The sequence below is a fragment of the Bradyrhizobium lablabi genome, from assembly GCF_018129385.1.
GTDB lineage: Bacteria > Pseudomonadota > Alphaproteobacteria > Rhizobiales > Xanthobacteraceae > Bradyrhizobium > Bradyrhizobium lablabi_C.
On sequence record NZ_JAFCLN010000004.1, the window covers coordinates 437,645 to 452,216 of the forward strand.

At 63.3% G+C, this 14,572-nt stretch carries 12 protein-coding genes; 8 read left to right on the top strand and 4 right to left on the bottom strand.

Features of this window, described 5'->3' with window-relative positions:
• Window positions 1-148: 148 nt before the first annotated feature.
• From JQ628_RS11695 to JQ628_RS11720, 6 genes are all read left to right on the top strand, one after another.
• Window positions 149-1,387, top strand: a complete 1,239-nt coding sequence (locus JQ628_RS11695; protein WP_212222685.1) for a putative DNA modification/repair radical SAM protein — start codon at window positions 149-151, stop codon at window positions 1,385-1,387.
• Window positions 1,388-1,517: 130 nt separating this feature from the next.
• Complete coding sequence (locus tag JQ628_RS11700; protein ID WP_212222686.1) at window positions 1,518-2,963, top strand: UdgX family uracil-DNA binding protein; 1,446 nt, start codon at window positions 1,518-1,520, stop codon at window positions 2,961-2,963.
• Window positions 2,964-3,427: 464 nt separating this feature from the next.
• Complete coding sequence (locus JQ628_RS11705; RefSeq protein WP_212222687.1) at window positions 3,428-5,068, top strand: inorganic phosphate transporter; 1,641 nt, start codon at window positions 3,428-3,430, stop codon at window positions 5,066-5,068.
• 259 nt (window positions 5,069-5,327) lie between these two features.
• Window positions 5,328-6,065 (top strand): GntR family transcriptional regulator, encoded by a 738-nt coding sequence (locus tag JQ628_RS11710; protein ID WP_212222688.1) that lies wholly within the window; start codon window positions 5,328-5,330, stop codon window positions 6,063-6,065.
• A 39-nt stretch (window positions 6,066-6,104) separates the two neighbouring features.
• A complete protein-coding gene (locus JQ628_RS11715) occupies window positions 6,105-7,073 on the top strand; it encodes a Bug family tripartite tricarboxylate transporter substrate binding protein (RefSeq protein WP_212222689.1) in 969 nt (322 codons plus the stop codon).
• 10 nt (window positions 7,074-7,083) lie between these two features.
• On the top strand, window positions 7,084-8,550 hold the full coding sequence (locus JQ628_RS11720; protein WP_212222690.1) for a sulfatase family protein: 1,467 nt from the start codon (window positions 7,084-7,086) through the stop codon (window positions 8,548-8,550).
• Window positions 8,551-8,592: 42 nt separating this feature from the next.
• Here the strand turns inward: JQ628_RS11720 and JQ628_RS11725 are convergent, their stop codons facing one another.
• Window positions 8,593-9,765 (bottom strand): M20 aminoacylase family protein, encoded by a 1,173-nt coding sequence (locus JQ628_RS11725; RefSeq protein WP_212222691.1) that lies wholly within the window; start codon window positions 9,763-9,765, stop codon window positions 8,593-8,595.
• A gap of 176 nt (window positions 9,766-9,941) precedes the next feature.
• Here JQ628_RS11725 and JQ628_RS11730 point away from each other — a divergent pair, with 176 nt between their 5' ends.
• Window positions 9,942-11,561 (top strand): GMC family oxidoreductase, encoded by a 1,620-nt coding sequence (locus JQ628_RS11730; RefSeq protein ID WP_212222692.1) that lies wholly within the window; start codon window positions 9,942-9,944, stop codon window positions 11,559-11,561.
• A gap of 4 nt (window positions 11,562-11,565) precedes the next feature.
• Window positions 11,566-12,462, top strand: coding sequence for an alpha/beta fold hydrolase (locus tag JQ628_RS11735; protein ID WP_212222693.1), 897 nt, complete (start codon window positions 11,566-11,568; stop codon window positions 12,460-12,462).
• Between the two features lie 16 nt (window positions 12,463-12,478).
• Here the strand turns inward: JQ628_RS11735 and JQ628_RS11740 are convergent, their stop codons facing one another.
• From JQ628_RS11740 to JQ628_RS11750, 3 genes are read right to left on the bottom strand one after another with little or no spacing between them, the layout of a single operon-like run.
• Window positions 12,479-12,892 carry a DoxX family protein gene (locus JQ628_RS11740; RefSeq protein ID WP_212222694.1) on the bottom strand — a complete coding sequence of 138 codons (414 nt, stop codon included), beginning with the start codon at window positions 12,890-12,892 and terminating at the stop codon, window positions 12,479-12,481.
• Window positions 12,892-13,377, bottom strand: coding sequence for a tetratricopeptide repeat protein (locus tag JQ628_RS11745; RefSeq protein ID WP_212222695.1), 486 nt, complete (start codon window positions 13,375-13,377; stop codon window positions 12,892-12,894). The genes JQ628_RS11740 and JQ628_RS11745 overlap by 1 nt, the downstream gene beginning before the upstream one ends.
• Before the next feature lie 51 nt (window positions 13,378-13,428).
• On the bottom strand, window positions 13,429-14,400 hold the full coding sequence (locus tag JQ628_RS11750; protein WP_212222696.1) for an MBL fold metallo-hydrolase: 972 nt from the start codon (window positions 14,398-14,400) through the stop codon (window positions 13,429-13,431).
• Window positions 14,401-14,572 lie beyond the last annotated feature (172 nt).

The following is a 14,572-nucleotide window of genomic DNA, read 5'->3' on the forward strand; positions in this document are numbered from 1 at the left end:
CTTAAACTGTGAGCCAGTCGTTTCTCAGGGAGAACCAGAAGCTGGCTCATTTGTTCATGATATGTTCTAATATAAAGCTAACAGGCCCTGCGGAGTCAATCGGGATTCCTACGCAGGCGATTCATGAGCAGAATCAAAGGGATTCAACATGGACGTGCAACGCAAACTGGAAATCCTGGCGGACGCCGCAAAGTATGACGCCTCCTGCGCTTCCAGCGGCACCGAACTGCGGGATTCCAGCGACGGCAAAGGCCTCGGCTCGACCGCGCCCGGCATGGGCATCTGTCATTCCTACGCGCCGGACGGTCGCTGTATCTCGTTGTTGAAGGTGTTGCTCACCAATGCCTGCAATTACGATTGTCTTTATTGCGTCAACCGCACCTCCAGCAACGTGCCGCGGGCGCGCTTCACCGTCGACGAGGTGGTGAAGCTGACCATCGACTTCTATCGCCGCAACTACATCGAAGGCCTGTTTCTCTCCTCCGGCATCATCCGCAGCGCCGATTACACTATGGAGCAGGTGGTGAGCGTCGCGCGCAAGCTGCGCGAGGAGCATCATTTTCGCGGCTACATTCATCTGAAAACCATTCCGGAAGCCGACGATGCGCTGATCGCGGAAGCCGGCAAATATGCCGATCGCCTCTCGATCAACATCGAGATGCCCTCGGAAAACAGTCTTGCCAAACTCGCGCCGGAAAAAGACGTGCGCGCGATCCGCCGCACCATGGGACGCCTGCGGCTGAAGCTCGACGAAGCCGAAGAAGCAGGCAAGGCTGTCACGAAAGCAAAACCGCCGCGCTTTGCGCCGGCGGGCCAGAGCACGCAGATGATCGTCGGCGCAGATGCCGCCAGCGACCAGACCATTTTGCACACCAGCGCCAATCTCTACGGCTCCTACAAGCTCAAGCGCGTCTACTATTCCGCCTTCAGCCCGATCCCCGACGCCAGCCGCGCCCTGCCGCTGGCGCCGCCGCCTTTGGTGCGGGAGCACCGGCTCTATCAGGCCGACTGGCTGATGCGCTTCTATGGTTTCGATGCCGGCGAGATCGTCGATGAAGCCGAAGGCATGCTGCCGCTCGACATCGACCCCAAGCTCGCCTGGGCCTTGCGGCACCGCGACCGCTTTCCACTCAATGTCGCAACGGCCAGCCGCGAGGATCTGTTGCGCGTGCCCGGCTTCGGCACCAAGGCGGTCGACCGCATCATCGCAACGCGCCGTGTCACCTCGATCCGCCTCGCCGATCTCGGCCGGCTGCACATCCCCAGGAACAAGGCCTTGCCGTTCATCGTTCTCAGTGACCACCGCCCTTCGCCACATCTGCTCGATGGCGTGGGCTTGAAGGAACGGTTCAGAGCAAAGCCTGCGCAATTGGGCTTTGCTTTCTAAGCCGTCATTGCGAGCGAAGCGAAGCAATCCAGCTTTGCCGCAGCAAGAAAGCTGGATTGCTTCGCGGAGCCTGTCATCGGGCGCGCATTCGCGCGACCCGTTGGCTCCTCGCAATGACGTGGAGGATGCAATGCACGTCATAACCCTCGACAGCGAAACGGATTTTGATGGCTGGCGAAAGGCCGCCCGCGCTCTGGCGCTGAACGGCGTCGACCCGCGCGGGGTGACCTGGACCGTACGCGGTAATGAGCCGGAGCTGTTCGAGGCCGAACCTGACACTTCGCTTGAAGAAACGCCCGGCACCTTCAACGTGCCTGCGAAATTCGTTGAGCTCGCAAAGATCGCAATCCTTCATCGCAATCCCGAGCGCTTCGCCCTGCTCTATCGCCTGTTGTGGCGGCTGCGCAGCAACCATGACCTGCTCGAGATCGCGACCGATCCCGACGTGGCCGAGATCGGCGCGATGGCAAAGGCCGTCCGCCGCGACGAGCACAAGATGCATGCCTTCGTCCGCTTCCGCGAAGTCGGCCGCGAGAGCAAGTCGCATTTCGTCGCCTGGTTCGAGCCGGAGCATCACATCGTCGAGCTGGCCGCGCCGTTCTTCGCCCGCCGCTTCGCCGACATGCCATGGTCGATCCTCACCCCCGATCTCTGCGCGCATTGGGACGGCCATGCCGTCGCCATTACGCCGGGTGTCGCCAAGTCGGAGGCGCCGACCGAGGACCGGCTGGAGGAAGTCTGGCGCAGCTACTACGCCAGCATCTTCAATCCGGCGCGGCTGAAGGTGAAGGCGATGCAGAACGAGATGCCGAAGAAATACTGGAGGAACCTGCCCGAGGCTTCGCTGATTAAACCCCTGATCGCCGAGGCGGAGCGCACGACGGCCGCCATGGTCGCCAACGCGCCGACGGAACCGCATAAGGCGCAAAAACGGGTGGAAGAAGACATGCCACGCAAGGCCGCAAGCTCGTCGGACAGCATCGCCGCCTTGCGCAGCGAGGCCGCCGATTGCCGCGCCTGCCCGCTCTGGAAGAACGCCACCCAGACCGTGTTCGGTGAAGGCCCGAGCCGTGCGCACATCATGCTGGTCGGCGAGCAGCCCGGCGACAAGGAAGACCTCGCGGGCAAACCGTTCGTGGGACCTGCCGGGCAGATGCTCGACCGCGCGCTCGAAGAAGCCGGCATCGACCGCACAAAAGTCTACGTCACCAATGCGGTCAAGCACTTCAAATTCGTACCGCGCGGAAAGATCCGCCTGCACCAGAAGCCGAACACGCCGGAAATCAAGGCATGCCGGCAGTGGTACGAGCGCGAACTCGCCTCGATCAAGCCGGACCTGGTGGTGGCGATGGGCGCAACCGCTGCGCAAAGCGTGTTCGGCAAGATCACGCCGATCAACAAGAGCCGCGGCCGCCTGATCGAGACTGGCGAGGGAACCCGCGCTTTGGTGACGGTGCACCCGTCCTATCTGCTGCGGCTGCCGGACGAACACGCCAGGGCGCGCGAGTATGAGCGTTTCGTCGATGATTTGAAGATCGCGGCAAGGTTCCTGCGAAAAGCCGCGCATGCGGCCTGATGTTACCGTTTGCAAATTCCTGTGGTTCCAGCGAAATCCGCAAAAATAAAGCTACAACCTTTAATTGATAGATGATAGCGTGGCATTTTCGGCATGAGTTGGAGCGCTAAGACTTGGACCGGCGTTCCGACCTGGTGAGCGCGCTGTGCAGCAGCTAGCCCCGGACTGCGCGGCGCGCCACCCCTTGCCGGGCCTGTTCATAACTTCCAACGTCCCTGCACCTTCAGCAAATGCTGCGCTGCGTTCGCGGCATGGCGATCGCATCAGGCAGCCGCCGCTTCGCGCATAATGTCGCAACGATTCCAAAAGGAAACGCGGGAGAACAATTGCGCTGGCGGGATTCCGTTGCGCGCCAGTTCCGGCGCGTCATCATTTTGACGCGCGACAATCCGCGCCCTTGTCATCTAACCTTCAAGTCCTTCGGCGAAAACAGAGCCCTCATTGTACCCGACGGGGGCGTCACCATGGCCGATGTTACACTCAATTCTCCCAATGCAGCTTCGCTAGCCGACTCCGGGCCGATTCAGCCGGCCTCGCGGCCCAATCTCGACAAGGGTTTTAACCCGCTGACCATGATCCTGTTCTTCGGCGTTTTGGCCGCGGGATTGCTCTATGTCGCCTACAGCATCTATTCCGACGTCGATGCGACCGGCACCAAGATCACGACCCTTGTGCCCTACATCCTGCTGTTCGTCGCGCTGCTGATCGCGCTCGGCTTCGAATTCGTCAACGGCTTCCACGACACCGCCAACGCGGTGGCAACCGTGATCTACACCCACTCGCTGCCGGCCGAATTCGCAGTGATGTGGTCGGGCTTCTTCAACTTCCTCGGCGTGCTCCTGTCCTCGGGCGCGGTCGCCTTCGGCATTGTCTCGCTGCTGCCGGTCGAGCTGATCCTGCAAGTCGGAAGCAGTGCCGGCTTTGCGATGGTGTTCGCGCTGTTGATCGCCGCCATCATCTGGAACCTCGGCACCTGGTATCTCGGCCTGCCGGCCTCCTCCTCGCACACCCTGATCGGCTCGATCATCGGCGTCGGCGTTGCCAACGCCGTGATGCGCGGCCGCGACGGCACCTCGGGCGTCGACTGGACCAAGGCGACCGAAATCGGCTACGCGCTGCTGCTGTCGCCGCTGTTCGGCTTTTGCGTGGCCGCGATCCTGCTGCTGCTGCTCAAGTTCATCGTCCGCAATCCGGCCCTGTACCAGGCACCGGAAGGCAACCAGCCGCCCCCGCTCTGGATCCGTTCCATCCTGATCGCCACCTGCACCGGCGTCAGCTTCGCGCACGGCTCGAACGACGGCCAGAAGGGCATGGGCCTGATCATGCTGATCCTGATCGGCACGGTGCCGACCGCCTATGCGCTCAACCGCGCGCTGCCGGAATCGCAGGTCGCGCAGTTCCAGAAGACCTCGGACGCGGCCTCGAAAGTGATCGCCGCCAAGGGCGCCGGCCACAGCATCATCGGCGATCCCCGTCCCGCCGTGACGCAATACGTCTCTGCGCGAAAAATCAGCGAAGGCACCTATCCCTCGCTTGCGGTGCTGGTGAAGGAAGTCGGCGATCAGGTGCAGAAGTACGGCACCCTGAACAAGGTCCCGGCCGAAGCCGTCGGCAACACCCGTAACGACATGTACCTGACCTCGGAAGCGATCCGCTTCCTGATGAAGGACAAGGAAAACGACCTCAACAAGGAAGACCTCGCGGCCCTCAAGGACTACAAGGCCTCGCTCGACAACGCGACCAAGTTCATCCCGACCTGGGTCAAGATCGCGGTCGCGATCGCGCTTGGCCTTGGCACCATGGTCGGCTGGAAGCGCATCGTGATCACCGTCGGCGAAAAGATCGGCAAGTCGCACCTGACCTATGCGCAGGGCGCCTCCGCTGAGCTCGTTGCCGCCGGCACCATCGGCGCCGCCGACGTGTTCGGCCTGCCGGTGTCGACCACGCACGTATTGTCATCGGGCGTCGCAGGCACGATGGCTGCCAACGGCTCGGGGCTCCAGATGGCCACCATCCGCAACCTCTTGATGGCCTGGGTGCTGACCCTGCCGGCCGCGATCATGCTGTCGGCCAGCCTCTACGTGCTGTTCGCGAACATCTTCTAAAGTAGTAGTATCGGGTCACCTGAGAAGGCAAAGGCCCGCGCCACCGGCGCGGGCCTTTCTTTATTGTCGGCATCGCAGCGGGCGAATTTGCCGTCCGCCGGCGATGCAGCCCCCGGCTCAGGGATTGATCCCACCTGGCTGTGCGATCGCACCACCGGGCGCTCGACTTTTCCGCTGGCCGGAACCATAGGAAACCGTTATAGTGCTGAAAGTCCTATGTATAGGATGTTAAGACATAGTCCGGCGGCAGCGAGCCTCGATGAACGAAATTGGTCACCGCATCTTCGGTTCGACGCCCATTCCCCGCTATGTGCAACTGGCGGACCTGCTCCGGCAGCGCGTCGAGAAGGGGGAATGGCAGCCGGGCAGTACGCTCCCGTCAATCGACGAACTGATGGCGCAGTTCGACGTCGCACGCGTGACGATACGCCAAGCCATTGCCCTGCTCGCCGACGAGGGCCTGCTGTCGCCGCAGCGCGGACGGGGCACGTTCGTCACCGACAAGGCGCGAGCACGGCGGCAGCTTCGTGTCGAGACGACGCTCGCCGATCTGGTCCAGATGTATCGCGGCGACCACCCCGAGCACGCGACGGTGGAAGAAGGCGTGGCGAACCCCATTATCAAGGCTCGCGAGGGCACCGCCGCGCCGAAATATTTCCATATGCGGCGCGTCCACTCCAGGGACGGCGAGCGCTACTGCGTCATCTCGATGTACATCGACTATCGCGTATTCCGGCGAGCGCCCGCGCGATTCCGGCGCGAACTGGTGCTGCCGGTCCTGACATCGCTGCCCGGCGTGAAAATTACCTCGGGGCGGCAGACGCTCGCCATCACAAAGGCCGACGTCGAAACCGCGAAGCTGCTCGGGATCGCCGTGAATACGCCGATGGCGGAGGTGCGCCGCATCCTTTGCGGCGTCGACGGCACCGTCATCTATCTCGCCGACGTGAACTATCGCGGCGATTACATCCATCTCGAGATGGACCTGCGGCCATGACGCCGGTCTGATGCGGAGATCAAGGGAGGAAGGAAGAAAATGCGGCTTGTTCGTCTGATGATTGCCTCGGCCTGTACGCTATTGCTCTATGCGTCTGCCGTCTCGGCGCAGCCCTATCCCAGCCGCATCATCAAGCTCGTCGTGCCCTATCCCGCTGGAGGGGCCGTCGACATCACCGGCCGGTTGCTTGCCGAATACCTGCAAAGGGAGCTCAAGGGCACCATCATCGTCGAGAACAAGGTCGGAGCCGGGGGCACGGTGGGAGCCAATGCCGTCGCAAAGGCCCAGCCCGACGGCTATACGATCCTGCTGAGCGGCGCAGCCACGCACGCCTTCGCGCCGTGGCTGTTCAAGGCCTTGCCGTACGATCCGCTCGCCGATTTCGCGCCGATCACCCAGGTGTCGGAAGGCTACCTCGCCCTGGCGGTGAAAGCCGATTCCGGCATCAAGGATCTCGCCGGCTTCATCGCGACGATGAAGGACAAGGGCAGTTCCAGCAACTACGCCAGCAACGGCTTCGGCACCTATCCTCACCTTGCCATGGAGCTTCTGAAGCAAACCGCAGGCATCGAGCTGGCGCATGTCCCGTTCAAGGGCGGCAACGAATCGGTGACGGCGCTGCTTGGAGGACAGGTGCAGGTAACCCTCAATCATTTGCCGGTGATCCAGCCGCAGGCCGACGCCGGCGCATTCCGCGTGCTCGCAACGTCGGGACCTGCGCGTGCGCGGGCGTTCCCTGACGTGCCGACGCTGAAGGAATCCGGCTACGACGTCGTGGCGTCCGCCTGGTTCGGCCTGTTCGCCCCGGCCGGAACGCCACGAGAAATCATCGATCGGATCCATGCGGCGGTCGCCAGCGCTGCGAAGACTCCGGAACTGCAAGAGAAACTGCGCATCCAGGGCGACGAGGTCCGGGTCGAGGGACCGGACAGCTTTTTGACGCTCCAGAAGAGCGAGCTGGCGAAGTGGAAGACGGTGATCGAAAAAGCCAAAATCGTCATTAACTGATTGTGCCCCGATGAGCCTGCCCAACATCATTCTTATCATCACCGACCAGCAGCGCGCGGACACCGTCGCGGCGCTGGGCGCCCCCTGGATGCACACCCCGCATCTCGATCGACTGGCGCGCGAAGGCACCGCCTTCACGCAATGCTTCGTCACTTCGCCCGTTTGCGTGGCATCCCGTGCCAGCCTGTTCACCGGCAAATATCCGCACAGCACGCACGTCTTCACCAATTTCGAACCGTGGCAGCCGACCTGGGTCAGCTCTCTCGCCGCGCAGGGCTATCACTGCGTCAATATCGGCAAGATGCACATCAACCCCTATGATGCTGCAGGCGGCTTTCACCAGCGCTTCGTCGTCGAAAACAAGGATCGGCCGCTGTTCCTGGAGGAGCGCGACCGCGCCATCTATGATGAGTGGGACAAGGCGCTACGCGTGCGCGGGCTGACCAAGCCATCGCGGTTCAACCGCTATGAAGGTGACCCCGACGGTTACAAGCGTGCGCTGGGCGCGTTCGCCTGGCATCTCGATGCCGACATGCATCCGGACAATTTCGTCGGCAATACCGCGTGCTGGTGGATCGAGGATCGCAAGTGCCCGGACCCGCTGTTCCTGCAAATCGGTTTTCCCGGCCCTCACCCGCCCTACGATCCCCTGCCCGAATGGCTCGACCGGTACGCGGAAGCCGACATTCCCTTGCCGGAGGTCAGCGACTCCGAACTGCAACGCCAGCCGCGCGCCCTGAAGATGCTGCGCGAGAACATGACCCGGTTGAACTTCGATTCCGTCAACTGGCGCACCGACATCAGCCGCGAGGATCTGCTCCGGTTGCGCCGCCACTACGCCGCCAACGTCTCGATGATCGACGCACAGGTCGGCCGCATCATGGCCGCGCTCGATGCGAAGGGGTATCTCGACAACGCCATCGTGATCTTCACGTCCGACCACGCCGATGCCCTCGGCGATCACGGACATATCCAGAAATGGACGATGTACGACACGGTGCTGCGCGTGCCGCTCGTGTTCTGGTCGAAGGAAAGGATACCGGGCGGCCGCCGCCGCGACGAGCTCGTGCAATTGATCGACATCGCGCCCACCATTCTGGAAGCGGCCGACCTGCCGGTGCCACCCGACTTCGAGGCTCGCTCGCTATGGGGAGCGCTCGAGGAGCGTGCCGACTACGTGCCGCGGGACGTCGTCTATTCGGAGGTGGCGCGGGACCACGTGCAGACCGGGGCCGAGTTCATCGTCATGCGACGCTGCCGGGATTGGAAGCTCGTCGTCTATCTCGGTGAGGAGGAAGGCGAACTCTATGACCTCAAGGCCGACCCCGACGAGAAGTACAACCTTTGGCACAAGCCCGAACTTCGTGATCTGCGCGACAGGATGGTCGGCGAGACCCTGCGCTGGTCCGTCGCCGGCTCCTTGAAGGCGCATCGCCGCCCCACCCGCGCGCCGCAGAAGCCAATGCCGGTGTCGTGAGGCCAGCGCATCGCCACTGGCTTCTTGCCATCCAGCCCGAATTCACGCCGCCAGCGTGTTCTCCACCAGCTTGATCCAGTAGGAGGTGCCGTAGACGATCGCCTCGTCGTTGAAATTATAGGCAGGGTGATGCAGGCCGGCGCTGTCGCCATTGCCGCAGAAGATGAAGGCGCCCGGCCGCGCTTCCAGCATGTAGGCGAAATCCTCGGCGCCCATCAGCGGCGGGGTTTCGTTCACGCCGTTCTTGCCGGCCACCTCTTCCGCTACACGGATGGCCATGTCGGTCTGCGCGGCGTGGTTGACGGTCACGGGATAGCCGCGCTCATAGACCAGATCGATCTTCGCGCCAGTCACCTGCGCGATGCCGGCGACCACCTCATGCACGCGCTTCTCCACCAGCTCGCGCACCTCGGGCGTCAGCGTGCGGATGGTGCCGCGCAGTTCGGCGGTCTGCGGGATCACATTGCGCGCATTGCCGGCGTGGAATTCGCACACCGAGATGACAGCCGATTCCAGCGGATCGACGCTGCGCGAGACGATCGATTGCAGCGCGTTGATCACCTGCGCGCCGACCAGCACGGAATCGATGCAGATGTGGGGCCGCGCCGCGTGGCCGCCAAGGCCGGTGATCTTGATGTCGATCGCGTCGGTCGCCGCCATGATCGGGCCGGGCCGGATGGCGAACTGGCCGATCGGGATGCCGGGGCCGTTATGCATGCCGTAGACCTGCTCGATGCCAAAACGGTCCATCAGCCCGTCCTTGATCATTGCGGCTGCTCCCGCGCCGCCCTCTTCGGCGGGCTGGAAGATCACGACCGCATTGCCGGCAAAGTTCCGGGTCTCGGCGAGATAGCGCGCCGCGCCGAGCAGCATCGCGGTGTGCCCGTCATGGCCGCAGGCGTGCATCTTGCCCGGCGTCTTGGACGAGTAAGGCAGATTGGTCTCTTCCTCGATCGGCAGCGCATCCATGTCGGCGCGCAGGCCAATCACCTTGATGTCGCCCTTGCCGGCCGGTTTCTTGCCCTTGATGACGCCGACGACGCCGGTCTTACCGAGGCCGGTTGCCACCTCATCGCAGCCGAATTCCCGCAACCGGTCCGCCACAAATGCCGCGGTGCGGTGAACGTCGTACAGAAGCTCGGGATGTGCATGAATATCCCTCCGCCAAGCCTGAATGTCGGGTTGCAGATCGGCGACGCGGTTGACGATGGGCATGGAATTCTCGGGTCCGTTCTGGTTGTTATTTTGTCATCTGTAGCACGTGATCTCCCCTCCCCCAACACTCGCTGCAATGCAGGAATCGTACCCGGGGCCGTCATGGCCGGGCTTGTCCCGGCCAGCCACGTCTGCCTATTAAGCAGGAAAGACGGATAATGTGCCGGGTTGGAAGCATGCGACGCCTTGAAGGTGATTTCGACTATATCGTCGTCGGCGCGGGCACGGCCGGCTGCATCATGGCCAACCGCCTGTCCGCCAATCCCCACAACCGCGTGCTGATCCTGGAAGCGGGCGGCAGCGACAACTGGATCTGGTTTCACATCCCGGTCGGCTATCTCTTCGCGATCGGCAATCCCCGTTCCGACTGGATGTTCCGTACCGAGGCCGAGCCTGGCCTGAACGGCCGCTCGCTTGCCTATCCCAGAGGCAAGGTGATCGGCGGCAGTTCCGCCATCAACGCCATGATCTCGATGCGGGGCCAGGCCGCCGACTACGATCACTGGCGGCAACTTGGCTTGACGGGCTGGGGTTATGACGACGTCAAGCCGGCGTTCCTGCGGCTGGAGGATCATTTCCTCGGCGCCAGCGAACATCACGGCGTCGGCGGCGGCTGGCGCATCGAGGCGCCGCGGCTGTCCTGGGAGATCCTCGATGCCGTCGGCCATGCCGCCGAAGAAATGGGCATTCGGAAAATTCCCGATTTCAATACCGGCGACAATGAAGGCGTCAGCTATTTTCACGTCAACCAGAAGCGCGGCCGGCGCTGGTCGTCGGCGCGCGGCTTCCTCAAGCCGGCCTTGAGCCGGCAAAACCTGCGTCTCGAAAAGAACGTGCTGGTCGATCGATTGATCGTCGAAAACGGCCGCGCCGTCGGCGTGCGCTTCATGCAAGGCAGCGAAGTCGTCGAAGCCCGCGCAAAAGGCGAAGTGATCCTGTGCGCGGGCGCGATCGGATCAGTCCAGGTGTTGCAACGCTCCGGCATCGGTCCCGCCGACTGGCTGACGCCGCTCGGCATCGATGTCGTGCTCGACCGGCAAGGCGTGGGGCGCAATCTGCAAGACCATCTTCAGCAGCGCGCGATCTACAAGGTGAACGGCGTGCGCACGCTCAACGAAACCTATTGGTCGCTGTTCCGCCGCGGCATGATGGGCCTCGACTACGCCTTCCGCCGCCGCGGGCCGCTGACCATGGCGCCGTCGCAACTCGGCATCTTCACCCGCTCCGACCCGCGCCGCGAGCGCGCCAACATCCAGTTCCACGTGCAGCCGTTGTCGCTCGACAAGTTCGGCGATCCGCTGCATCGCTTCCCCGCGATCACCGTCAGCGCCTGCAATCTACAGCCGACCTCGCGCGGCACGGTGCGGATTCGCTCGGCGAGGCCGGACGAGGCCCCCGCGATTGCCCCAAATTATCTGTCAACGAATGAAGACCGCACGGTCGCTGCGGACGCCATTCGCACCACGCGCCGGCTGATGCAGCAGAAGGCGCTCGCCAAATATCATCCAAGCGAATTTTTGCCCGGCCCTTCCGTCGGCGATGACGAAACCTCGCTCGCGAAAGCCGCGGGCGACATCGGGACCACCATCTTCCATCCCGTTGGCACCGCCAAGATGGGTATCGCGAGCGATCCCACAGCCGTGGTTGACGAGCGCCTGCGCTTCCACGGCATCGCCGGACTGCGCGTGGCGGATGCCTCTGTCATGCCGACCATCACGTCCGGCAACACCAACACGCCGACGGCGATGATCGCGGAGAAGGCGGCGGCGATGATCCTCGAGGATTTGCGCCGCTAGCCCCATGATCCGTCAACGCCGCTTCTCGATCGGCTCGGCCGGGGACCGCATCGCGCTGGTCCAATGGGGTCAGAGCAAGCCGCCCGCGCTGCTGCTGCATGGCACCGGCTTTTGCGCCGACGTCTGGGATGAATTCGCGCACGATCTCGCTTCCGAATACACGGTCTACGCCGTCGACCGCCGCGGCCACGGCGACAGCCACAAGCCGGCGGCGGGCCACTATCACTTCGCGGATTATGCCGAAGACCTCCGCCGCGTGATCGAGACGCTCGATCTGCGCGACATCTACGGTATCGGGCACAGCGCCGGAGCAACCGACCTGCTGCTGTCGGCCAAACTGTTGCCGGAGCGTTTTGCGCGCCTGTTCGTGATGGAGCCGACCGCAATGGACCCGCGCGCGGCGCGCGAGGCGGCACTGAGCGAATGGGGCAACAACGCGGTCTACGGCGTGCTGCGCCGCCAGGCCGAATTCGACAGCCATGATGCCGCCTTCGCGCGCTTTCGCGCAGCGCCCGCCTTTGCCGACTGGACGGAAGCCTCGCTGCGGACATTCATCCAGCGCGGCTTCACACCTGTCGATAACGGCCGCATCCGGCTGCTCTGCATGCCCGAAACCGAGTCCGCGATTCTGCGGCCGATCATCGAGGCGATGGAGCAAATCTACCAAGGCGATGCGCGCGGCAATCCGTTCCTGTGGCTCAGCGAGATCGACTTGCCCGTGCGCGTAACGACGTCGGAAAAATCCTGGCCGATCTACAAGGAGATGGCATCCAGGGCCGTTTCGCTCATACAAGGCGCCAGCACGTTGAAGTTCGACGGCTGCGGCCATTGCGTGGTGCAGGAAGCCCCAACGCTCGTACTGGAGGCCGTGCGGGAGTTCGACGGCCGCGCGCGCGGCTGACGGCGGCGGGCGGCGGTCAGTCCCTCAACGCAGGCATCAGGCGCCGGCCAATTGACCAGCTTCCCGGCCCGCAGCACGCGAGCACCAGAAACCCGCCGGCAATCGCCAGATCCTTTTGAAGATGCAGCACCTGATTGCGATCGGCCAACTGCCAGTGGAACAGGATCGCCGTGAGCACGCAGAAGGCTGCAAACAGCAGCGCCACGAACCGCGTGCCAATCCCCGCCGCGATCAGCAGTCCGCCGCCAAGCTGGAGGGCAATGACGGCGGGCAGCAGCAACGCCGGCACGCCGGATTTTTGCATATAGGCAACCGCGCCGGCATAGTTGCCCATCAGCGTCCAGCCCTCATGCACGAAGAGGAAAACCAGCAGAAGCCGGCCCGCAAGCAGGCCGGCTTCTCTCAGGGTGCCTTCGAATGCGGCTGGCATCAGTTGGCCTTTGCGGCCGACTTCGCAAGCACCTTCTCCAGGTCCTCGCGCTCCTCGCAGCCTTGCGGGCACAGCTTTGTCAACACGGCGAGCTGCTCCCGGGCCTTCGGCAGGTCGCCCGTCTCGACATAGAGCTCGCCGAGATATTCGTGCGCACCCCTGTGGTCCGCGTTGAAGTCGAGCGCCTTCTTGTAGAAGGTCAGCGCCGCCGGATAGTCGCCGAGCTTGCGCAGGCTGAAACCCATCAGGTTGTAGACGTCGGCATGCTGGTTGGTGTCGGCGAGAACCTTGAGTTCAGCGAGCGCGCCGCGATAGTCGGCGGCGTTGATCTTGGCCCTGACTGACGTCAGATCGGGCGCATCCGACGAGTTCATATTGTCGACGGCGAGTGCCGCGGACGAACCGACGATTGCGGCGACCGGCACTGTCGCAAGACGAAGCGCCAGGAGCAGTGCGTAACGGGTACGAAGTCGAGTGGGACGCATGGGAATTTCCTGTGTCAGTTCAGAAGTTGCTGGTGTGGTGTCGCGTACCGCCTATGCCTGCACGGGCGTGAATGCGTAGCCGGCGCCGTCCTTGGCGAATGAGCCGGCGCCGGGGAACGGGAAATGCGCGCCGCAGATCGCCATTTTTTCGGCGATGACGCGGTCGAGCAGCTTGCGGCGGGTTTCGACCGCGAGCGGTCCGTCTTGATCGTAAGCGCCCTGCCATTCCGGATGCGGCGCGAGCAGCGCCGGCACGTAGGCGGTGTCGTTGGAGATCATCAGTTGCTGATTGCCCGATGCGAGCAGGAAGGCCGAATGACCCGGCGTGTGTCCGGGCGCATCGACCCGCCAGATGCCGGGCGCCACCTCGATCTCGCCTTCGACGAGCTTGAAATTCTTCCAGGTCGGAAACACCGCCTGGATACGGGTGCCGAGGGCTTTTCGTGCTTCCGGCAGCTTCTCCACCCGGCCGGGTTCGGTCCACCAGCGATATTCGGTCGCGCTGACCACCAGTTCGGCATTGGGATAATTCGCAGCGTTGGTCCCCTTCTGCATCAGCCCAAAAATGTGATCGGGATGGAAATGCGAAATGAGGATCGTGCTGACCTTGGCGGGATCGATGCCGGCGCCCTTCAGATTGTCGGGCAGGCTGACCGCGGTGGGCTGCCATTGGCCGGCGCCGGAGCCGGCGTCGATCATGATCAGCTTGTCGCCCATCTTCAGCACAAGAACGGTCAGCGGGATCGGAACATAGTCCGTGGTCATGCCGGCTGCAGCCAGCGCGGCCTTGGTCTCATCGATGCTGGCGTTCTTGATGAAGGCTGCATCATGCGGCTTCTTCCAGATGCCGTCATAGAGGGCGGTCACCTCTACCGATCCGACCTTGCATTTGTAAAAACCCTTACCCGTATCAGGCGCGGGCTGGGCCAGCGCGGGCGAGACGATAGACAAACGCGAGGTCAGGCCGAATGCGGCTGCGAGGCCGGCGCTGACGACGACATCACGACGCGACGGGTTCGACATGGAGGCTCCCTTTCCAATGGCTGGAGTGTTGCGACGTGGCCATTGATCGGGTGACGACAGCGGTTATTCCCGGCGCCGCCGGATCAATCGGGAGAAGCGATCACGATCTTGTTAGCCGGCGGCGAACGTGACGGTAGGATGACGGGAATAAAACGCGGCCCCGGCCGATCAC

Coding starts and splice junctions, on each gene's coding strand:
- JQ628_RS11695 (WP_212222685.1), top strand. CDS start 149: ATGGACGTGCAACGCAAACTGGAAATCCTGGCGGACGCCGCAAAGTAT.
- JQ628_RS11700 (WP_212222686.1), top strand. CDS start 1,518: ATGCACGTCATAACCCTCGACAGCGAAACGGATTTTGATGGCTGGCGA.
- JQ628_RS11705 (WP_212222687.1), top strand. CDS start 3,428: ATGGCCGATGTTACACTCAATTCTCCCAATGCAGCTTCGCTAGCCGAC.
- JQ628_RS11710 (WP_212222688.1), top strand. CDS start 5,328: ATGAACGAAATTGGTCACCGCATCTTCGGTTCGACGCCCATTCCCCGC.
- JQ628_RS11715 (WP_212222689.1), top strand. CDS start 6,105: ATGCGGCTTGTTCGTCTGATGATTGCCTCGGCCTGTACGCTATTGCTC.
- JQ628_RS11720 (WP_212222690.1), top strand. CDS start 7,084: ATGAGCCTGCCCAACATCATTCTTATCATCACCGACCAGCAGCGCGCG.
- JQ628_RS11725 (WP_212222691.1), bottom strand. CDS start 9,765: ATGCCCATCGTCAACCGCGTCGCCGATCTGCAACCCGACATTCAGGCT.
- JQ628_RS11730 (WP_212222692.1), top strand. CDS start 9,942: ATGCGACGCCTTGAAGGTGATTTCGACTATATCGTCGTCGGCGCGGGC.
- JQ628_RS11735 (WP_212222693.1), top strand. CDS start 11,566: ATGATCCGTCAACGCCGCTTCTCGATCGGCTCGGCCGGGGACCGCATC.
- JQ628_RS11740 (WP_212222694.1), bottom strand. CDS start 12,892: ATGCCAGCCGCATTCGAAGGCACCCTGAGAGAAGCCGGCCTGCTTGCG.
- JQ628_RS11745 (WP_212222695.1), bottom strand. CDS start 13,377: ATGCGTCCCACTCGACTTCGTACCCGTTACGCACTGCTCCTGGCGCTT.
- JQ628_RS11750 (WP_212222696.1), bottom strand. CDS start 14,400: ATGTCGAACCCGTCGCGTCGTGATGTCGTCGTCAGCGCCGGCCTCGCA.